Raw genomic sequence first — 19,382 nt, 5'->3', positions numbered from 1 at the left:
TATGGCGCGGTTTTTTTGTATATCATTAAAAGATTTAAACTTATAACTCCATTCGAAACCGATACTGCGCCTACAAATTAAAAATATTCCGAAAGGGAATAAGCCTCCGATTGGCGAATAGTATGGAAAGGGGTTTTGTTGCATTGCAGTAGGATTTTCAACTTTTGAGGGGTGAGCAAATGCTAGGGCTTAACAAAGGGGACGTTCACTTGGTACCACACACAAGTGAATGGAAAAAGGCTTTTATCGACGAAAAAGAATTGCTGAACACACTAATTGGTGAGCATGTGGTGGATATTCAACATATAGGAAGTACGGCGATTGATGGCATTGTGGCGAAACCGCTTCTCGATATTGTCATCGGCGTCAGGTCTATGGAAGATGTGCAGAAATTTGATAAGCACAAGCTGAAAGCGGCGAATTATTACCACTTGGGACGTGTCCAAATAGAAGGAAAAAAAGTGTTTGCCAAGTTCTCTAATTTAGAAGTGTTAACGAAGACGCATGTTCTTCATGTAGTCGAATACGATGGGGATTGGTGGCACCAGCATACTTTTTTTAGAGATTATTTGAACAAAAACCCTGAATCGGCAAAACAATATGAAATACTGAAGAAAGAATTGGCGGAAGAATTTCCCGCTGATGAACGTGCCTATGCAGACCGGAAAAAGAAATTCGTCGACGATATTTTTCTTCAAAGAGGTGAATGAAATGCGATTTAAAAAAGAAAAGGAAAATTATATCCCCGATTATCCAGAAGAACGTTTTTGAAGAATTTAAGGGGAATGAGGGAATAAATAGTTGAAACCTTTTATAGGGATAAAACGTAAATATAAGATGACATAAACTTTTGTTCGTACTGTATAGGTATTTATCTAGCAACAAAACAAAAAACAAAAAAATGAATAGTTGTCAGTAACCTACGTTATTTTTGTAGTCTGGTTTCATGTGTAGTAAAGTATTAAATGATAGCATTTAACGCAAAAAAGTAATTATTCTTGATAAAAAATGAAGGAGTGATGGATTTGGCAATCGTATTGCAAAAAGGACAGAAAATTGATTTGACTAAAGGCCACCCAGGACTGGAGAAAATTATCGTAGGTCTTGGTTGGGATCCAGTTGTGAAAAAGGCCAGCGGATTACGCGGATTATTAGGCGGCGGCGGCGGCGCTGGCGGTTCAAATATGGATATTGACGCTTCAGTTATTATGCTTCAGGATGATAAGTTTGTAGATAAATCTAATTTAATCTACTTTGGTAATTTGAAAAGTAAATGTGGAAGTGTTACGCATACAGGTGATAATACCACAGGGGATGGCGACGGTGATGATGAGCAAGTGCTTATTGACCTGAAAAAAGTACCGACAAATATTAATAAGATGGTTTTCGTAGTTAATATTTATGACTGTGTTAAACGAAAACAGGATTTTGGCCAAGTTGAGAATGCATTTATTCGTGTAATGAATTCATCGAATAACGAGGAATTATTGAAATTTAGCTTATCGGAAAATTATGCAGGTTCAACAAGCTTGACAGTTGCTGAAATTTATCGTCACGGCAACGAGTGGAAGTTCGGGGCTGTTGGTTCGGGGTCGTCTGACGCTGGTTTGTCTGAAATGGTAAAACGCTACTCTTAATCGAACAAAATGGAACTACTATAGTGGGGCAAATAAAAAACAGGAAGAGGTAATGTATCATGGCTATTTCATTAAGCAAAGGACAAAAAGTGGACTTAACAAAATCAAATCCGGGGTTAACAAATATTACAGTTGGACTTGGATGGGATACGAATAAATACGACGGCGGTCAAGACTTTGACCTTGATTCGTCTATCTTCTTATTAGGTGCTACAGGAAAATGCGAAAGCGAAAAAGACTTTATCTTCTTTAATAACCTTGAAGGCGGCAACGGTTCCATCGTTCACACGGGTGATAATTTAACTGGTGATGGTGATGGAGACGATGAGCAGGTTAAAATCAATCTTTCAAACGTGCCACAATCAATTGAGAAAATCAATTTTGCAATTACAATTCATGATGCGGAATCGCGCAATCAGAACTTTGGTCAAGTATCCAATAGTTTTGTACGTATAGTAAACGATGCAACTGGCGAAGAACTAATCCGTTACGATCTGGGAGAAGACTTCTCGATTGAAACGGCAGTCGTTGTCGGAGAACTCTACAGACATGGTGGCGAATGGAAGTTCAATGCAATCGGTAGTGGTTATCAAGGCGGTCTTGCATCACTTGTAAAAGATTACGGACTACAGGCCTAACCAGTTAAATAAAATCTTCAAAAGCGCTGTTTTTATCATTGAAATGGGGGAGTGATCCATATGGCGATTACATTATCAAAAGGGCAAAAAGTGGATTTGACAAAAACAAACCCGGGTCTTGTAAGAGGGGTCATCGGACTTGGTTGGGATACCAATAAGTATTCAGGTGGGCAAGGGTTCGACCTTGATGCATCAGCATTCCTTGTCGATGCAAGCAACCGTTGCCAAAATGACCATGACTTTATTTTTTATAACAATCTTGAACATCCAAGTGGTGCTCTTGTACATACGGGGGATAACCGTACGGGAGAAGGGGATGGAGATGATGAGCAAGTTGTCGTTGATTTTTCCAAAATCCCTGCATACGTTGATCGGATTGGTATTACAGTAACCATTCATGATGCAGATGCTAGAAGTCAGAACTTCGGGCAAGTATCAAATGCATTTGTTCGCTTGAAGGACGAAGCAACTGGAGAAGAGCTTATCCGTTTCGACTTAGGAGAAGACTTTTCTATTGAGACAGCCGTCGTATTTTGTGAGCTCTACAAACACGGGAACGATTGGAAGTTCAATGCAATCGGTAGCGGGTTTTCCGGTGGTCTTGGAGCGCTTTGCCGAAATTACGGCTTAGAGGTATAAACTTTACAGATTGACAAAAGGGGTTAAAGCCTTTTTGCCCTGCATTAAAACAGGAGGAACTAATGGAAATTATTAACGGGATAATAGATACCTACGCCGCCTTCTTTGATTGGGATATGTGGGTAACAGTATTAACGGATCCAGTCAGTTGGGGGTTAATCGGTACACTTGTCATTCTAGAGGGCCTGTTATCGGCTGATAATGCACTTGTTTTAGCTGTAATGGTTAAACCGTTACCAGTTAAACAGCAGAAAAAGGCATTATTCTATGGATTGATTGGTGCTTATGCTTTCCGTTTTATAGCAATTGGTGTCGGCGTCTTCTTGATTAAGTTATGGTGGGTGAAAATACTTGGCGCGGCTTATCTCGCTTGGTTATCCATTCAATACTTTATGGAGAAAAGAAAGGGCAACGACACGGAAGATGAAGTAGAAGATATTAAGGCGAAAGGTATCCTGATTCGTATGTTCGGTACGTTTTGGGGGACCGTTGCTGCTGTTGAAATCATGGATATCGCATTCTCGATTGACAGTGTTCTTGCAGCTTTCGGCGTCAGCGAAGAGATTTGGATACTTCTACTCGGTGGAATGCTCGGTGTATTAATGATGCGTGGAATTGCAGGCGTGTTCTTGAAGTTAATCGAAAAAGTGCCTGAACTTGAAACAACTGCTTATGTACTGATTGCCTTGATTGCCGTGAAGATGGCATTAGGCGTAGTTGGTTTCGAGGTCCACCACTATGTATTCTTCGGCATTCTGATCGTTACGTTCATTGCAACATTTATCATCCATAACATAAATAAGCGTAAAGCAACTTTATAATTTAAAAAAGAAGGCTTTGTCCTTCTTTTTTATTTACTCTAAATCAAGCGTAAGAAGGTGAATAGAATGAGGTATTTTAACGACTTACCCGCAAAGCATAGAGAAGATGTGTTTTTTCAGCAACCAAGAATGATTACAAAACAAATAGATAAAAAGCTACTGGCTCATAGCCTGGGGGCTGTACTGTATATGCCTGCTACAAGATTGGATATTGCTAATTTGGTGATTACAAAAAAGTTTAAGGAACTTGTAACGCTTGTTATCTGTTTGGAAGATGCTGTAGGGGATCTGGAAGTAGCACAAGCGGAAAATCAGCTAGTTATTCATATGCAACAAATAAGTGCTGCGATACATGATGGACAGCTAACGGAAGAAACGACCCCGCTTATTTTTGTTAGAGTGAGAAGCGCTGAACAGATGGCAACTATGGCCGAACGACTTGGTGATTCGCTAGAAAATCTAGTAGGATTTGTGTTTCCAAAGTTTTCTTCAGACAATGCGGATGGTTACTTATCTATACTACGTTCAATTAATGAACGTGCACAGTCCATTATATACGGCATGCCGATTCTTGAATCACCACATGTTCTTTATAAAGAAACAAGGATGGAAGAGCTACTTTTTCTGAAAAATGCTGTGGACAAATACAGCGACCTCATTTTGAACATCAGGGTAGGTGCCACTGACTTATGTGGACTGTATGGATTAAGACGGGATAGCGAAACAACGGTGTATGAAATTTCGATTGTGCGTGAACTGATTACCGACATCGTAAATATATTTGGCAGAGAGCCGGGTGGCTACGTCATTTCAGGTCCAGTTTGGGAACACTTCCCTTCGAATGATCGAATTTTAAAACCGCAACTTCGTCAAACTTTATTCCATGAGCATCAGGGCAGTGAAGGACTTCTATTGAGAAAAGAATTAATCCGTAAAGACTTTGATGGATTGATTCAAGAAACATTGTTGGATAAAGCGAACGGCCTAGTCGGAAAAACAATTATTCACCCATCGCATCTTTTGCCCGTACAAGCATTGCTTGTTGTCACGAAAGAGGAATACGTGGATGCGCTCAGCATCGTTAAGCAAGCAACAGGGGAAAAAGGTGTATTTAAAAGTGAATTCCAAAACAAAATGAATGAAATTAAGCCGCATCTAAACTGGGCTAAAAAAGTATTGATTAAGTCGGAAATATATGGGGTGTACCATGAAGACTGCACATTCATCGATTTGTTGTCCGAGCCAATTTACACATAATGTTGGTGAATCCATGACAGTGGATGTGAAAATCAATCACAATCCATTTGGGCTACCTCCTAACTCACTGTATGAAATGGCTGCGCGGATTAACAAAAAACGTTCATTTTTATTTGTAAGTAAAGTGTTGGGAAAACATATTCCCTTGCATCCAGAAATGCCGTTGGTTGCAGCTGCACTTTTAGCTACCATTTACTACGAAGGAAAGACATCGGAACAATCGAATGAAAAAAAGTTGCTCATCGATGCGTTAAAAGAGGGTTCAAAAGAGACTTTACAAACTGCGAACTCCGTAATTCAAAAGATGAATTATGAATTGGGAGAGCCAGTAATTTTTATTGGTTTTGCAGAAACAGCGACGGCACTGGGCCATGGTGTTTTCGACTGTTTTACGGATGCGACCTATATTCATTCGACAAGGGAAATGCTTGTGGATAAAGAAGTCACTTTGTATTTTGAAGAAGAACATTCTCATGCGACCGATCAGCGCTGTTATGCACCGGAACACTTATTGGATCATGAACGACCGATTTGCCTTGTAGATGACGAAATTACAACAGGGAAAACGGCGTTGAATATTATTGCGTCCATTCAAAAACGATTTCCGCGCAAAGAGTATACTGTTTTATCACTTTTAGATTGGAGAAGTGAAGAGGACCGTTTGCGTTTGCGTGAGTTTGAAGAAACAAACAATGTTACGATAAACACTTTTTCTTTATTAGCAGGTGTAATTCAGGTCAATGGAGTACCCGCATTACCCGAAGAGGCCGGGAAAGACGAACAAGCCGCTTTCAAAACGCCTGATTTTAATAGAATTAATTTACATTCTCTACCTGCTTCTATTTCAGACTATACGTTTTCATCTATGGACTCTTCAGGAGTTGAAAATAATTCCTCCTATTCAGCTTTGACAGGAAGATTTGGAATCTCTTCAAATAATAGAAAAGACATTGAAGCGTATTGCCAGCGTGCGGGGGCCTATTTGAAAACGCATCGTAAAGGGAAGAAGACACTATGTCTTGGGACCGGAGAATTCATGCACATTCCAATGAAAACAGCTACATATATGGGTGAGGGCATTTGGTATCATTCAACGACAAGAAGCCCTATTTTTCCGATAGACGAAAAAGGATATCCAGTGAAAAGCCGGTTTTCTTTTGACAGCCCCGATGATCCCTCCATTATGAATTATGCGTACAACGTTGCAGACGAACAATATGATGAGGTATTTCTATTTTTTGAGCGTCCGATTGACGATTCAAGACTAGCTCCTATGTTGCAACAGTTTAATGGATTGCCTGTCATCCACATTGTAGATTTTACTTGAAAGGAGTGGTTGAATGGTAGACCGTAAAATGAAAACGGTTACGGGCAGTTATTCACCTAAAGATGTCATCTTTTTATTGAAGGATTTATCTGAAGCAAGCCTTGAACGTAGCTTGGATGTAAGAGAGCAAGCCATTCAAAGTGGTACTCATTATTCAGAGATGCTCCCTGTTGAATATGAACCGACTGAAGCGTACTTGAAATTGTTTCATGAGTCGCTTCATACATATAAGAGAAAAGTGGCAACGGCTATTGGGACAGTGTCAGAACTAATCGTTGAAAGGAAAGGGACCGGGATTGTACTTGTTTCACTTGCAAGGGGAGGTACACCGGTCGGTATTCTGATTAAGCGCTATGTAAAAGAAGAGTACGAACTCGATGTACCCCACTACAGTGTATCAATTATTCGTGGACGTGGCATCGATGAAAACGCGATGATGTATATAGCTCGTAAGCATCCTGACAAAAGAGTCGTTTTTGTAGATGGATGGACAGGAAAAGGTGCAATCTCTAAAGAGTTGACGAAATCCGTTCATTCCATTAAGGAAAAGCATGGCATTACTTTGGATGATGAACTTGCAGTATTAGCGGATCCTGGGTATTGTTCATCATTATTCGGAACCCGAGAAGACTTTCTAATTCCAAGCGCTTGCTTAAATTCAACGGTGTCGGGCCTAGTCAGCCGCACAGTTTTAAACGATCTTTGGATTGACGAAACGGATTTCCATGGCGCCAAAGTATACTCGGAACTGTGTGAGAAAGACGTATCGAATCATTTTATTGGTGTGATTGAAAATGAATTTAAAGCTGCAGCCCCGTTCATTCAGGAAGCGAAACAGTCATTACAGCAAATAGACACAACCCCTACCTGGATCGGATTAAAGACAGTTTCCTTAATCCAGGAACACTTTGGAATTGAGAATATCAATTTTGTCAAGCCGGGTGTCGGAGAAACGACCCGTGTCCTGTTAAGGCGATTGCCTTGGAAGATTCTTGTTAAAGACCTGAATAACCCTGACCTAGGACACATCTTCCAGCTTGCAAATGAAAGGGGTGTTCCGGTGGAGGAATATGAACAAATGACATATACTTGCTGTGGACTTATTAAGCCATTGGAGAATGATATATGATATTTGCAAGTGATTTGGACTCGACGCTTATTTATTCATACAGGTCTTACGGCGGGTCTGAATGGGACTTTCCAGTTCGCAATATTGAAATATTTGATGATAGAGAAATTACGTTCATGACTGAGAAAGCAATCAAACTTCTACGAGAAGTGGCTGATGAGATGATGTTTGTCCCTGTCACCACAAGAACAGAAGAGCAGTATAACCGAATTAGTCTTTTCCATGAAGAAATACGTCCTACTTATGCAATTACAACCAATGGCGGAGTTGTGCTGAAAAATGGAGAAATAGATTTTGATTGGCAGGACTATATTAGTAAAGAAGTAAGCAGAAGTGCATTATCAGTGGAAGACGTTAAACGTAAAATAGAAGAGACGGCAAATGGATCGTGGCTAAAAGCGATTCGTATAGTAGATTCATTCTTTATTTACTTAATCATAAAGCCAGAGCATGCTCCGGAAGAGCTGATGCGGAAGTATGCAGTGTGGGCTGCCGATCATGGTTGGTTTTTTTCTAAGCAAGGCAGGAAAGTATATTTTATTCCATCTTTTATAAACAAGTGGGATGCAGTTCACTATCTTTCTGAGAAAGAAGGAAAGAAGACGGTATATACAGCGGGGGATTCTAATCTTGATCTTTGTTTAATCGAGCAGGCAACGTTTGGGATTATTCCGCGGCATGGGGAAGCGGCTGTAGAAAATAGCCATCTAGGATTGACGCAAAAAGAAGGTATACTGGCAGCGGAAGAAATCCTGGAAACGGTTCTTTTAAAGCGCCATACACCCGGTGCCATTTACTGACACCATTTGTACCCTTCAAATTGCGGCAGCGACTGGCACCGAAGTGAAAACGTTTGTAAAAGGGGGGGAGCGTAGTTGATAAGAAAACCGATGCTCATGACGATTGATTATACAAATTGGATGACTGAACTGGTCAAACCAATTAGCGCTCGTCCGAATTACCAGTTAGAAACTGATAATGTGCAATACAGTCGTGTTGCAGCTCGTATTACCGGAACTGGATTTGATGAAACAGAGTACCTGCTTGCACTTTATAAGGCTGGCCAAGCGCCTGGAGTGCATGTGTTATCTGAATCACTGGATAAAAAAATAACTTCAGAACGGTTTCAATCTATTCAACGAATTTACGACCTTATACAGGAAAAGCCTAATCTATCCATTAACCGCTTTGTTGCTTTTTTAGAGGGAGAACAGTTACTGCCGAGGTATAACCAGGACCCAGATTTTAATAGGCTTATTCGGGCGGCGCTCATTGAAGTGTTCGGGTTGTTTCAAAAAAAACATACAGGCGCATTTAATCACCCCGAATTCAGACGTGTTTTCCTGGATATGATTAAATGGACGTGGAACCATTTGGATAAATGGGTAAATGAAACACCGATTACTGAAGATATTCCACATGTAATTTGGTACGGAGATATGAACAAAAGCCAGGAATACTTTTTATTTTATTTGATAGTATTAGGGATAGATGTTGTTGTTCTTCATCCCGAAGGAAAAGATGACTTTAAGGAAATTGATCCGGAAAACAAATGGACGGTTTCAGTGAAATACCCGTCCACGATGAAAATCCAGCCTTTTCCGAAAGAAGAACCGAAGCGGCAAGGGACAGTTGCGTATAGAGCCTCAAAAGAAATTGATCATGTACTGCATCACGAGGGATCAGCGTTTTATAAACCATGGCAGTTCCGAAATCATTTACCTGTTTCAGTCACATTGAAAACAACGTATGACGAAATCTTTTTACTGGCAAAAGAGAAAGCGTTTATCCGCCCGAATTTTTCATCCACCGCAGAGGAAGTGAGCATCCCCTCGCTATTTGCCAAAGTTTCAGGCGTTTCTACTAATCGAAAAGAGTATTGGGATAAACTGCACGGTTTAACAGGTCATTCGAACTGTGTAACGGTGAACAATTTTCCATACACGCAAGATATAAAGGCGAATAACCAATTTCATTATCAACATGCACTTGGTAGTGATGGGCGATTGGATTCTGAAAAAATGATGAAGGGCAACTGGTGGCAGTACGGCCAACTTCATGATGGTGTACAAAAAGGGATTGCAACAGCAATTGCACGGATGTGTGCCAATCCGAAAATGAAGGCACAACCGGGGGAAAGCAAGGAGCATATACAGTTATACTTGTTTACCCAGGCGACAGCCATTCCAGTAGAGCTACTTAATATCATGCAAACATTTGACTATTCACAAGACGTTCCAAAAGTGGTTTTATACAATACTGAAAAGAATGGTGTGCTATCAAAAGCCGATGCAGCGTTGCTGTTATTATTGAATGAGTTCGGATTGGATATCGTTTTATATAATCCGCCAGGTCATAATGACTTGGAAATGTATATTGACAAAAAGTATTTTGATCATCACATGCTTGACGATATGGTATTCGATTATTCATTTCAAGAGCGGAGAAAAGATATACCGATAGTAAGTAGTTTTTTAAATAGGCTTTTTAATGGGAGGGATTGATGGGTATGGAAGATACAAAAAATTATGAGGTTGAATTGTTAACTGAAAATAAGGCTGAAGCGATGCGGGTTCAATTACGAAATGACCCGGAAGTTCAAAATTTGGTTCGGTCAATCGATACAAGAAATCAGACGGGACTTTTGGAGTTTGGGAAAGAACCTGCTGTTGAAATTTCAACTTTTTCGGATCGGATACTTGCTTCAATGCAGTCTTCAAGTGTCACCGATTCAAGCGTGATGTTGAGACAACTTGGCAAAACAATGGATAAGTTCGACAAAAATGATTTTGACGAGCCTAAGGGTTTCATTGGCAGGTTATTTAATCGTGGCGAAAAAATGATTGAAAAAGTTTTTGGGAAGTATCAAACGATTGGTAAGGAAATCGAAAAGATTCATATCGAAATCTCGAAGTATCAGGATGAAATGGTGCGCTCAACCAATAATATGGATGAAATGTATGAACAAAACTACAATTATTATATGGCGCTTGAAAAGTATGTTGTAGCAGGCCAGGTTAAAGTGGAAGAAATGAAAGAGTTGGTCCCCGCACTTCAACAGCGTGCAGCGGGTGGCGATCAACTGGCGCAAATGGAATTGGATACATTGAACAACTCAGTTCAATCGCTTGAAGAACGGGTTTATGATCTAGAAATGGCAAGAATGGTTGCATTACAAACGGCACCGCAACTTCGACTTTTACAACGCGGGAATACGAAACTGATCGGGAAGATTAATTCAGCCTTCATTACGACGATTCCAATTTTCAAAAACGGGATTATTCAAGCTGTCGCTGCTAAACGTCAGAAATTAGTTGCGGACTCAATGAGTGAACTTGATAAGCGGACGAATGAAATGCTCTTGAAAAACTCCCAGAATATCGCAAATCAGAGTGTGGATATTGCACGTCTTGCGGGTGGTCCAAGTATTAAAATTGAAACGATTGAAGAGAGCTGGAGTACAATTGTAAAAGGGCTTGACGAAACAAGAGCCATTGAAGATGAAAACAAACGTGCGAGAGAAGACGGCATGAAACGAATTGCACAATTGCAGGATACAATGAAAAATCATGGTAAATAAATACGCTCAAAAAAGGAGAATCCATCATGATGGATTCTCCTTTTACTTATAGCGATTATTCACTAAGTTCAACGTTGTGATAAACTTGTTGGACGTCTTCCAAGTCTTCCAAAGCATCAATCATTTTTTCGAATTGTATCTGTGCATCGGCAGGTATAGGTAATTCGTTTTGCGCGAGCATTGTGAGTTCCGCAATTGTAAATTCTGTAATGCCCACTGTTTTGAATGCCTCTTGTACGGCATGGAACTGATCTGGTTCAGCATAGACGATGACCGTATCTTCTTCTTCTAAAATATCCCGAACTTCGACGTCTGCTTCCATTAGAAGTTCCAATACCTCATCAGCTGTTTTCCCTTCAAGACCAAAAACAGCAGTGGCATCGAACATATAAGAAACAGATCCGCTGACGCCCATATTCCCACCATTTTTACCGAATGCAGCACGTACTTCCGAAGCGGTACGGTTAACATTGTTCGTCAGTGTGTCGACAATGACCATCGATCCGTTCGGTCCAAAACCTTCATAGCGAAGCTCATCGTAATTTTCCTCAGAACCGCCTTTCGCTTTTTCGATTGCACGGTCAATGATTGCTCTTGGCACACTATATGTCTTGGCGCGTTCCACGACGACTTTTAAGGCTTGATTCAATTCGGGATCGGGTTCCCCTTGTTTTGCAACCACATAAATTTCACGGCCGAACTTCGCATAGATACGGCTTGTTTCGCCATCTCTGGAAGCTTTCTTCTCTTTAATGTTATTCCATTTGCGTCCCATTATATATCACTCTCTTTCCGTATAAGCATAGAGTTAGTCGAACTATTATACATCCATTATATGAATGATGACAAGTGGGAATGGTTGAGAACTGGATATGTCGGGGCATAGAATGCCATTGAATCCGTTGTCGGCGGACGCTTTTCGCAGTCAGGCTAACAGCAGTGCATCCAAATCGGCTATTTCAATTTTACGTTGCGTTGTTTGGTTAATCCAGCCTGCATCTTCAAAATCAGCTAGTTTGCGGCTAATCGTTTCCGGTGTTGTGCCCAGATGGGAAGCGAGGTCTTTTCGTGTCATCGGTAAAACAATTGTAGTCATTTTTTGTTCTTCAACTTGATCGGCAAGGTACATGGCAACGCGCGTCTCCACCGTTTCCATCGCAATGTTGGCCGCTTGTTGCTCCGTTTTTGCAAGTCGATTGGAGAATTCTCCAAGCACTTTCAGTGAGACAGCAGGATATTTCAATAAAAATTGTTGGAAACTTTCGCGGTCCATGACGCATAATTCAATAGGTTCCATTGCTTCTGCATAAGCATCATGAACAGTTTCGTTGAATAAAGAAAGTTCTCCTGTGAAATTACCAGGCTCCAATATACGGACGAGTTGCTCTTTGCCGTTGTCGGACAGGCGGTAAACTTTTACGCGACCTTTATGAACAATATATAAACCGTCCGATTTGTCACCGGCATGGTAAATCGTATGATTGCGTTTATAGGAGACGGAATGTGTCGCCTTGACGATTTCCTCCATTTCAGCCGGCGTTAGATGGTTGAAGATTGGAACGATGGAAATACAGTGTTTCCGCATGCCCATTGTACCTTCAGTATGATGATCACAACTTTTTTCGCTTGTCATTTCAATTACACCTCATTCTGTTAGTAGTACCGGTTCAGGTTGCTTCTTATTCTTACTCTTTTTTGCATAGCGTACTAATCTGATTTCATTCAGAATGACAATAAGTACACTCAATTCATGGACGAGCATACCTGAGGCAAGAAATATCTTTCCCACAAGTACACCGGTCAGAAGAAGGATGACTGTTCCGACTGCAAAAAATGTATTCTATTTCATATTGCGGATTGTAGTTTTTGCAAGGGAGTAGGCGTGTGCGAATTGCTCCAAGCGGTCTGCCATAAGAACGACATCGGCAGTTTCCATAGAGACGTCCGTACCGCCTTCTCCCATAGCAAGACCGATATCGGCTGTAGCAATTGCAGGGGCATCATTAATACCGTCCCCGGCCATTGCTACGCGGTGACCCGCTGCTTGTAGTTTTTTATAGCATAGTCATCAACGACATCCCATATGACAATCCCTTCGGTAGCCATTAGCTTACGGTTTCCGATGGCAAATTCTTTTTCTTTAATTTTAGCACGGATGCCGTTGCCCTTGATAACTTCTGCTTTTTCATGTTCTTTATCTTCCAATTTATAGCGGATATGGCTAGGGTTTATGTTGTTGTTTCTTCCTTCCTTCATTCCTTCTGTCTATAACATAAGGCGTTCCGTTGGGGGGACCTTGATATCCATCAAAAAAAACCTTGAAAACGGAAGCTATGAACCTGGTAACGGGAAGGGAAAGAGAAGATAAGATATTAATTCTTTTTCTTACGGCAATAGTCGCTTATACTAAGGAAGTACGTTTATCCCGCATTAACGGGCAGTAAGACCCCCAACTTCAAGTCTTCAAGGAAACAAGAAGAATAAGTGGGGGGTCAACTGCCCGTAAAAGCCCGAATGGCTTAACTAACAATCAGCGGGGGATAAGAACCCCCCACTGATTGAAGTTTCGCTTTATCCCCTTATAGAAAGGAACAGACGCATGGAACTTATTTATAAAGGCAAGACAAAAGATGTTTACAAAGCAGAAGGTAACAACGTACTTCTGAAATTCAAAGATGATGTAACCGGAGAAGACGGTGTTTTCGATCCGGGGGCGAATACTGTAGGACTTACAATTGAAGGCGCAGGACAAGCGGGTCTCCGAATGACGAAGTTCTTTTTCGAGAAGTTTGCTGAAAAAGGAATTCCAACTCATTATGTCGCTGCTGATATTGAAGCATCAACGATGACAGTAAAATCAGCTACTGTCTTTGGTAAAGGGCTCGAAGTCATTTGCAGATTCCGTGCAGTCGGTAGTTTTCTACGTAGATATGGTGCGTATTGCGAAGAGGGACAGCCTTTGGACGCGTTTGTCGAAGTGACGATTAAAGACGACGAACGGTTAGATCCGCCGATATCAAAAGATGCACTCGCATTACTTGATATTTTAACAAATACAGAATATGACACGCTTAAAACAGTAACGAAAGAAATCTCGAACGTCGTTAAAGAAGAATTGGCTGCAAAAGACCTTGAACTTTATGACATCAAACTTGAATTCGGACGTGATAGCGTAACGGGTGAAGTTATGCTTATCGATGAAATTTCAGGTGGAAATATGCGTGTGTATAAAAATGGTACATACATTACACCGATGGATCTTGAAAAACGGATCTTTGCATAACTGATAAAAACGGCTGTTGACCTCTTTATAAATAGGGTCAACAGCCATTTTTATTTATTTATTTCATGAAATCAAGTTTCCTTACATAAAAGCACAGATTAAAGCCATCCTCCTAAAGAAGAGTATTCTGAGGAGGAATTGATTTGAAGCATAAGATCGGATTATCCATCATGCTATCTGCACTTGTGATTGCAGGGGGATGTGTGAAGAAAGACGCTAAGGTTCCGGTAAGTGGGGAAAATGTAAAAAGTGTTGAAGCGCCCATCGTGAATACAGAAGGGGAATCGATTGGCGAAGTAAGTTTTGTTGAAGCGAAGGACGGCGTGACAATCACGATTGACGCTGAAGGATTTACGCCAGGTATTAAAGCCGTTCATATTCATGAAACAGGCGTCTGTAAGCCACCGGATTTCAAGTCTGCCGGAGGTCACTTCAATCCCAAACAAAAAGAGCATGGATTTGATAACCCGAAAGGATTTCATTTAGGGGATCTGCCAAATATTGAGGTGGACGCGGAAGGGAAATTATCCGCCCAGTTGACGACTGCCGAGTTAACATTGAAATCAGGCGCTGAAAACTCCATTCTCGATGATGATGGCAGTGCACTAGTCATCCATGAGAATGCGGATGATTATAAAACAAATCCCGCAGGTAATGCAGGTGATCGAATTGCATGCGCAGCTATCATGCGTGAGTAATTGAGAGTAAATTATTTAAATGAGTTCCTGGAACTTTGCTGAATTCAAAAACCAACTTTTACATCGTTTGAATGTAAAAGTTGGTTTTTGGATTCTGGCTTTGAAATGACCTTTTGCATCGACCACTTTTTTCACTTTGATATGTTTAGCACCTTGTAATGAGATGACTTTCATCAAAATCCTACCGCCCGGATTACAGTATACGTTTCCTTAAATGTGATTCATTAACCACGGTGGGAATGACTGCATCATTTAAGCAGAAAGTTTTCCGTATAAAATGGTTGGGATTTTTCATTGAACGCCACGCCAGTACCAAGATGGCTATATTTGTCCAATAAAATGTTTTCACGGTGACCTGCAGAGTTCATCAAGCCTTCATGAGCAAAGATGCTACTCGATTGGCCATATGCAAGATTCTCGCCGGCGCCGCGGAATTTGATGCCGTCATCTTCCATCCTATCGAACGGGGATTTCCCTTGCTTGTTTTCATGATTGAAATAATCGTTAACAGCCATATCGGTACTATGCTTACGGGCTGTGTCCGAGACAATTCCGTCCCACTTGAGGAAGTTCAGTCCATGGCGGACACGTGCTGCATTTGTAAGGTCAAAAAGCTGTTGCTCGAAGCCGTTTCGTAACGCTGCATCGCCACTAGCGTAGATACCGGGCTTTTTCTGTTCAAGTGAGGCAGCGATAAGTTGAATTGCCGTAACCGTTTTGTCTTGATGCAGATCATAATAGACGTATGTATACGTATCTCCATTTTTGAACACATCGAAGCCTTCACTTTCTTGAAGGACATAGATATTCAAGCCTTTGCGAATCTCCTTGATTGGTTCGCCGAACGTTTCGCGCACTGTAGACTTAGTTGATCCGTAGCGGATGCCTGATTTCGAAGAGATTAAATCATCATTCGTGTAAATCGCATTCACCCTTCGTTTATCGTCGAACGAAATCATAACAAAATTGTGATAGCCTTCATGGTACGTATACCACTCTGTGCCATACTCATTCTTTGAATGGCTTTTCGCAACACCTAGTTCAGCTGTCACTTTCTCTTCTGGACTACCAAGCTCGATATTGTGGATGGAAAGTTGCGTCTTTACGGGTTTCTTCAAAATAGGTTTCACAATCTCTTCAGCAGGTTCTACCTCTTCCAGGCGAGAGGAAAGAAGATGAACTGCCTTATCTGCAGTATCACTAATATAGCGGATTGCTGTGGATAATGTTTCTATACTCATCATGGAATCGATTTTGGCATCGACGGGTTCAAGAAAAGAGATGTCGACGTATTTCGAGACCGGTTCTTCCCAAAATGGTTTGACGCTATAAAGTATGGCAATGAATAGAATGAATAGGAAAAATCGTTTCACGAAAATCGCCTCCTTTCGTCTATTGTAACCTTTTGATGGTCGTTGAATACAGTACGAAGCAAATCGATGCCCATTCGTGTCTTTGTAGGTTTTTTGGAGGTATATAGTTACAGGCGGTGATAACCCGGTTTGAGTCGGTGATAAAAGAATGAGCCGGTGATAACCCACCCCACGGCGGTGATAAACCCCGTCGAGCCGGTGATAACCCACGCTTAGTCGGTGATAAACCCTACTAGGCTGAGATGATACCGTTTCACTACCTTATGAAAAACGGTATACTGATAGGACAACTGACGATCGGAGTTTAATAACTATGACTTTATCGAGGAAAGAAATAAACGCACAACTTATGGAGGCGCATGCACATCTATTCAGATGTCCGAATTGTGCAGCTGGAATGGAAATGTTCAACAGTTCAGCGCTTTTCTGTTTGAACAACCATTCATTCGATTTATCGAAAAACGGCTATGTCAATTTAGCACCACAGGCTCATGTGACGAAATACGATAAATCGCTTTTCGAGGCTAGAAAAACTGTCATGGCAAGTGGATTTTTCAAACCTGTTCTTGATTTCATGACACATCGTTTAGCTGTTCGTCTAGGGAAGGGTGAACAATCAGTCGTACTGGATGCGGGGTGTGGGGAAGGCACGCATTTGTCATCGATTTTATCGCAATTAACGGGTGTAACGGGCGTTGGCATTGACTTGGCAAAAGAAGGTGTTGCAGCGGCTTCAAAAATGTATCCGGGCACCATTTGGACCGTAGCGGACCTTGCGAATTGCCCATTTGCAGACGAACAATTCGATGCCATCCTCAACATCTTGTCACCGGCAAACTATGCAGAGTTCACGCGCCTTCTGAAACCCGGTAAGCTGATACAAAAAGCTGTTCCTGAAAGCGGCTATTTAAAAGAGCTCAGGGATATATTTTATGAAGGTAAGGAGCAAAAAGAAGACTCTAATCCTGTAGGCAGGTTTGCTGAACATTTCGACGAGGTTCAAACGGAGCGCATTACATATTGTTTCGAGCTGCCTAAAGGACTACTGGCACCACTTATTCGAATGACGCCGCTCACATGGGGGACTAGTCCTGAAAAGATAGAAGAAGTACTTAGGATGGATATTCCCGAGATTACGGTTGATTTCACAATTATCTCAGGTGTGAAAAGAGTGGAGTAGCAAAAGGGGTGAATAACGATGTTTGGTGGGATCAGTAGTATACCGAGCTGGTTTTACATTGTCGCAATTGCGGTCGTTATTTTGATTGTAATCATTACAGAATGGAAAACCAAATGAATGGAGGAATTTAAAGTGGTAAAAAAGGCTACGGATAAGCGTCAAAAACCTAAATTATCTGCGGAACATGAATTGATGCGGATAGATGATATTTGGAAAAGCGAAGGGTATGTTGAAAGGGTCCGTTTCGAAGCTGGGCTTTTAGTCGGTGAAGAGGGAGGTAGGCTTTCGTTTGACGATTGTTTATTCAAAGACGTATCATTTGCCGGAAGTGATTTGAAGAGTGCAGAATTCGTTGACGTTCGTTTCGATACATGTGATTTCTCAAATGCCAATCTCCAAAATGCAACATTCCATAGATGTGAAATTGTGAATTCTAAATTAACGGGAACAGACTTTGCAAACTCGAGCATGGGACATACGTTAGTTAGTGAGTGTGATGGAAGGTATATGAATTTCAGTTTTTCGCGAATGAAGGAAGTCGAATTCAGTACGTGTAATTTAACAGACAGCGAGTTTTATGAATGTACATTTAAGGGTGTGCGGTTCAAATTATGTAAGATGGACAATATTAATTTCATGGAAACTGAACTGAATGGTGTCGATTTATCGGAAAGTACATATGATCGGATTGAAGTGACACTTCCTAAAATTGCGGGCTGTATTGTGTCAACAGACCAGGCAATCGGATTTGCTCGTGTCCTTGGATTATCCGTGAAAGAAGAATGATGGTATACTTAAATGAAAATAGAGTGGAAAAGAGTGAACATATATGTTGACATTTGAACAAAAGCAGGCAGTTATCGAATCATTTCCCGAACTAACACGAAAAGAAGTGTCCTTGAAACGGGTCAATTACCATTACGAAGAAAGTCTTTTCGATAAAACAGTCGTTGTGCAGCATCTTCACCCAAATGGCAACGGCTTCATCTATGTTGCGGGCATTCCGGGCTATGATGCAGATGAACGTGGACTCGTGAACATCCGTGAGGCATCAGAAGAAGAGCTACGTAATACAATCACCGATTCCATCCAGGCGCTTTCTGAAGGTGAAGAACAAAAACTACCTGTTGAACAGAAATGGGTGAATAGCGACAATGAAGAACTTCTGCTTGTGGAAGAGTACGGAGCTTGGAATTTGTATCACGGTGCAAACTTAGAAGACAGTTTTGGCGACTATTCCGAAGCGATTGCTTATTTGAAAGAAGAGCGATTCATCTTCGTAAAAGGTGAGCGTGACGGTGAATGAAGGGGAAAATACTTGTAGTAGCCATTGTTGTAGTTACAATCGCGATTATTATAGCCATTTACTTTACGATGACAGCCACGTTTAATAAAAGCATTAATGAAAATGGAATGGAACCCGTCGTTGAATGGGTAAGCGAAAGCGATATCAATTGACGCATAGAAAAGGATTGTCCTACAAGTTGGAAACGCAGCGACTTCAGGGCAATCCTTTTTTGTGCGATGAAAAAAGTGGGGATGTTTTGAAATTGGAGATGGAGTGATCCTAAAGCGTCTCTGCGCGCTCAAACATGCCGCCGAAGCGATCAATCCACGGCCCGCGCGCTCAAACATGCCTCCGAAGCGATCAATCCACGGCCCGCGCGCTCAAACATGCCTCCGAAGCGATCAATCCACGGCCCGCGCGCTCAAACATGCCGCCGAAGCGATCAATCCACGGCCCGCGCGCTCAAACATGCCGCCGAAGCGATCAATCCACGGCCCGCGCGCTCAAACATGCCGCCGAAGCGATCAATCCA

22 protein-coding genes and 1 pseudogene are annotated in these 19,382 nt (G+C 41.4%); 17 read left to right on the top strand and 6 right to left on the bottom strand.

Features of this window, described 5'->3' with window-relative positions; genetic code table 11:
• Positions 1 to 179 precede the first annotated feature (179 nt).
• The 11 genes from FILTAD_RS02570 (at position 180) to FILTAD_RS02520 (ending at position 11,028) form a co-directional block, all read left to right on the top strand.
• Positions 180 to 710, top strand: a complete 531-nt coding sequence (locus tag FILTAD_RS02570) for a GrpB family protein (RefSeq protein ID WP_124068946.1) — start codon at positions 180 to 182, stop codon at positions 708 to 710.
• Between the two features lie 315 nt (positions 711 to 1,025).
• Positions 1,026 to 1,637, top strand: a complete 612-nt coding sequence (locus FILTAD_RS02565) for a TerD family protein (RefSeq protein ID WP_124069016.1) — start codon at positions 1,026 to 1,028, stop codon at positions 1,635 to 1,637.
• Between the two features lie 59 nt (positions 1,638 to 1,696).
• Positions 1,697 to 2,275 carry a TerD family protein gene (locus FILTAD_RS02560; protein ID WP_124068945.1) on the top strand — a complete coding sequence of 193 codons (579 nt, stop codon included), beginning with the start codon at positions 1,697 to 1,699 and terminating at the stop codon, positions 2,273 to 2,275.
• Between the two features lie 60 nt (positions 2,276 to 2,335).
• Positions 2,336 to 2,914 carry a TerD family protein gene (locus tag FILTAD_RS02555; protein WP_124068944.1) on the top strand — a complete coding sequence of 193 codons (579 nt, stop codon included), beginning with the start codon at positions 2,336 to 2,338 and terminating at the stop codon, positions 2,912 to 2,914.
• A 62-nt stretch (positions 2,915 to 2,976) separates the two neighbouring features.
• Positions 2,977 to 3,735, top strand: a complete 759-nt coding sequence (locus FILTAD_RS02550) for a TerC family protein (RefSeq protein ID WP_124068943.1) — start codon at positions 2,977 to 2,979, stop codon at positions 3,733 to 3,735.
• Between the two features lie 66 nt (positions 3,736 to 3,801).
• Positions 3,802 to 4,992 (top strand): HpcH/HpaI aldolase/citrate lyase family protein, encoded by a 1,191-nt coding sequence (locus FILTAD_RS02545; RefSeq protein ID WP_124068942.1) that lies wholly within the window; start codon positions 3,802 to 3,804, stop codon positions 4,990 to 4,992.
• Entirely contained in the window at positions 4,943 to 6,319 is a 1,377-nt protein-coding gene (locus tag FILTAD_RS02540; RefSeq protein WP_160117551.1) for a phosphoribosyltransferase family protein, read from the top strand. Before FILTAD_RS02545 ends, FILTAD_RS02540 begins: the two co-directional genes overlap by 50 nt.
• Before the next feature lie 13 nt (positions 6,320 to 6,332).
• Complete coding sequence (locus FILTAD_RS02535) at positions 6,333 to 7,448, top strand: cysteine protease StiP family protein (RefSeq protein ID WP_124068940.1); 1,116 nt, start codon at positions 6,333 to 6,335, stop codon at positions 7,446 to 7,448.
• Positions 7,445 to 8,248: an HAD family hydrolase gene (locus FILTAD_RS02530; RefSeq protein WP_124068939.1), complete on the top strand. Its 804-nt coding sequence runs from the start codon at positions 7,445 to 7,447 to the stop codon at positions 8,246 to 8,248. The genes FILTAD_RS02535 and FILTAD_RS02530 overlap by 4 nt, the downstream gene beginning before the upstream one ends.
• A gap of 75 nt (positions 8,249 to 8,323) precedes the next feature.
• Entirely contained in the window at positions 8,324 to 9,952 is a 1,629-nt protein-coding gene (locus FILTAD_RS02525) for a YceG family protein (protein ID WP_238988123.1), read from the top strand.
• A gap of 5 nt (positions 9,953 to 9,957) precedes the next feature.
• Positions 9,958 to 11,028: a toxic anion resistance protein gene (locus FILTAD_RS02520; protein WP_124068938.1), complete on the top strand. Its 1,071-nt coding sequence runs from the start codon at positions 9,958 to 9,960 to the stop codon at positions 11,026 to 11,028.
• 55 nt (positions 11,029 to 11,083) lie between these two features.
• Here the strand turns inward: FILTAD_RS02520 and FILTAD_RS02515 are convergent, their stop codons facing one another.
• From FILTAD_RS02515 to FILTAD_RS02500, 4 genes and pseudogenes are all read right to left on the bottom strand, one after another.
• Entirely contained in the window at positions 11,084 to 11,803 is a 720-nt protein-coding gene (locus FILTAD_RS02515) for a YebC/PmpR family DNA-binding transcriptional regulator (RefSeq protein WP_124068937.1), read from the bottom strand.
• Between the two features lie 150 nt (positions 11,804 to 11,953).
• Positions 11,954 to 12,661, bottom strand: a complete 708-nt coding sequence (locus tag FILTAD_RS02510) for a Crp/Fnr family transcriptional regulator (protein ID WP_124068936.1) — start codon at positions 12,659 to 12,661, stop codon at positions 11,954 to 11,956.
• Between the two features lie 12 nt (positions 12,662 to 12,673).
• A pseudogene (locus FILTAD_RS02505) lies at positions 12,674 to 13,084 on the bottom strand (heavy metal translocating P-type ATPase); the annotation flags it as partial.
• Positions 13,054 to 13,284 carry a hypothetical protein gene (locus FILTAD_RS02500; protein ID WP_124068935.1) on the bottom strand — a complete coding sequence of 77 codons (231 nt, stop codon included), beginning with the start codon at positions 13,282 to 13,284 and terminating at the stop codon, positions 13,054 to 13,056. The gene FILTAD_RS02500 and the pseudogene FILTAD_RS02505, both read right to left, overlap by 31 nt.
• Positions 13,285 to 13,627: 343 nt before the next feature.
• Here FILTAD_RS02500 and FILTAD_RS02495 point away from each other — a divergent pair, with 343 nt between their 5' ends.
• Positions 13,628 to 14,311, top strand: a complete 684-nt coding sequence (locus tag FILTAD_RS02495) for a phosphoribosylaminoimidazolesuccinocarboxamide synthase (protein WP_124068934.1) — start codon at positions 13,628 to 13,630, stop codon at positions 14,309 to 14,311.
• Positions 14,312 to 14,454: 143 nt separating this feature from the next.
• Positions 14,455 to 15,009, top strand: coding sequence for a superoxide dismutase family protein (locus FILTAD_RS02490; protein WP_238988122.1), 555 nt, complete (start codon positions 14,455 to 14,457; stop codon positions 15,007 to 15,009).
• A 15-nt stretch (positions 15,010 to 15,024) separates the two neighbouring features.
• Here FILTAD_RS02490 and FILTAD_RS15750 read toward each other — a convergent pair whose 3' ends face one another.
• Together FILTAD_RS15750 and FILTAD_RS02485 are read right to left on the bottom strand one after the other, a co-directional pair.
• Positions 15,025 to 15,186: a hypothetical protein gene (locus FILTAD_RS15750; RefSeq protein WP_160117550.1), complete on the bottom strand. Its 162-nt coding sequence runs from the start codon at positions 15,184 to 15,186 to the stop codon at positions 15,025 to 15,027.
• A 71-nt stretch (positions 15,187 to 15,257) separates the two neighbouring features.
• Positions 15,258 to 16,382, bottom strand: coding sequence for a CAP domain-containing protein (locus FILTAD_RS02485; protein ID WP_124068933.1), 1,125 nt, complete (start codon positions 16,380 to 16,382; stop codon positions 15,258 to 15,260).
• A 313-nt stretch (positions 16,383 to 16,695) separates the two neighbouring features.
• Between FILTAD_RS02485 and FILTAD_RS02480 the strand changes: the two genes are divergently transcribed.
• The 4 genes from FILTAD_RS02480 (at position 16,696) to FILTAD_RS15745 (ending at position 19,020) form a co-directional block, all read left to right on the top strand.
• Complete coding sequence (locus FILTAD_RS02480) at positions 16,696 to 17,562, top strand: methyltransferase domain-containing protein (RefSeq protein ID WP_124068932.1); 867 nt, start codon at positions 16,696 to 16,698, stop codon at positions 17,560 to 17,562.
• 132 nt (positions 17,563 to 17,694) lie between these two features.
• The gene (locus tag FILTAD_RS02475) at positions 17,695 to 18,348 is read left to right on the top strand and encodes a pentapeptide repeat-containing protein (RefSeq protein WP_160117549.1); all 654 of its coding nucleotides are present in this window, start codon (positions 17,695 to 17,697) and stop codon (positions 18,346 to 18,348) included.
• Positions 18,349 to 18,391: 43 nt separating this feature from the next.
• Entirely contained in the window at positions 18,392 to 18,868 is a 477-nt protein-coding gene (locus FILTAD_RS02470; RefSeq protein ID WP_124068930.1) for a hypothetical protein, read from the top strand.
• A complete protein-coding gene (locus tag FILTAD_RS15745; protein WP_160117548.1) occupies positions 18,865 to 19,020 on the top strand; it encodes a hypothetical protein in 156 nt (51 codons plus the stop codon). The genes FILTAD_RS02470 and FILTAD_RS15745 overlap by 4 nt, the downstream gene beginning before the upstream one ends.
• The last annotated feature ends 362 nt before the right edge of the window (positions 19,021 to 19,382 follow it).

Origin of the sequence: Filibacter tadaridae, assembly GCF_900609045.1 — a bacterium.
Lineage (GTDB): Bacteria > Bacillota > Bacilli > Bacillales_A > Planococcaceae > Sporosarcina > Sporosarcina tadaridae.
The sequence above is the reverse complement of the archived record's forward strand: the minus strand, read 5'-3'. Positions and strand labels throughout refer to the sequence as shown.

What these genes read in the sequence shown, in the direction of transcription:
- FILTAD_RS02570 (WP_124068946.1), top strand. Translation starts at nt 180, where the DNA reads ATGCTAGGGCTTAACAAAGGGGACGTTCACTTGGTACCACACACAAGT.
- FILTAD_RS02480 (WP_124068932.1), top strand. Translation starts at nt 16,696, where the DNA reads ATGACTTTATCGAGGAAAGAAATAAACGCACAACTTATGGAGGCGCAT.
- FILTAD_RS02540 (WP_160117551.1), top strand. Translation starts at nt 4,943, where the DNA reads ATGAAGACTGCACATTCATCGATTTGTTGTCCGAGCCAATTTACACAT.
- FILTAD_RS02535 (WP_124068940.1), top strand. Translation starts at nt 6,333, where the DNA reads ATGGTAGACCGTAAAATGAAAACGGTTACGGGCAGTTATTCACCTAAA.
- FILTAD_RS02550 (WP_124068943.1), top strand. Translation starts at nt 2,977, where the DNA reads ATGGAAATTATTAACGGGATAATAGATACCTACGCCGCCTTCTTTGAT.
- FILTAD_RS02500 (WP_124068935.1), bottom strand. Translation starts at nt 13,284, where the DNA reads ATGAAGGAAGGAAGAAACAACAACATAAACCCTAGCCATATCCGCTAT.
- FILTAD_RS02560 (WP_124068945.1), top strand. Translation starts at nt 1,697, where the DNA reads ATGGCTATTTCATTAAGCAAAGGACAAAAAGTGGACTTAACAAAATCA.
- FILTAD_RS15745 (WP_160117548.1), top strand. Translation starts at nt 18,865, where the DNA reads ATGAAGGGGAAAATACTTGTAGTAGCCATTGTTGTAGTTACAATCGCG.
- FILTAD_RS02555 (WP_124068944.1), top strand. Translation starts at nt 2,336, where the DNA reads ATGGCGATTACATTATCAAAAGGGCAAAAAGTGGATTTGACAAAAACA.
- FILTAD_RS02520 (WP_124068938.1), top strand. Translation starts at nt 9,958, where the DNA reads ATGGAAGATACAAAAAATTATGAGGTTGAATTGTTAACTGAAAATAAG.
- FILTAD_RS02510 (WP_124068936.1), bottom strand. Translation starts at nt 12,661, where the DNA reads ATGACAAGCGAAAAAAGTTGTGATCATCATACTGAAGGTACAATGGGC.
- FILTAD_RS02530 (WP_124068939.1), top strand. Translation starts at nt 7,445, where the DNA reads ATGATATTTGCAAGTGATTTGGACTCGACGCTTATTTATTCATACAGG.
- FILTAD_RS02495 (WP_124068934.1), top strand. Translation starts at nt 13,628, where the DNA reads ATGGAACTTATTTATAAAGGCAAGACAAAAGATGTTTACAAAGCAGAA.
- FILTAD_RS02470 (WP_124068930.1), top strand. Translation starts at nt 18,392, where the DNA reads ATGTTGACATTTGAACAAAAGCAGGCAGTTATCGAATCATTTCCCGAA.
- FILTAD_RS02515 (WP_124068937.1), bottom strand. Translation starts at nt 11,803, where the DNA reads ATGGGACGCAAATGGAATAACATTAAAGAGAAGAAAGCTTCCAGAGAT.
- FILTAD_RS02545 (WP_124068942.1), top strand. Translation starts at nt 3,802, where the DNA reads ATGAGGTATTTTAACGACTTACCCGCAAAGCATAGAGAAGATGTGTTT.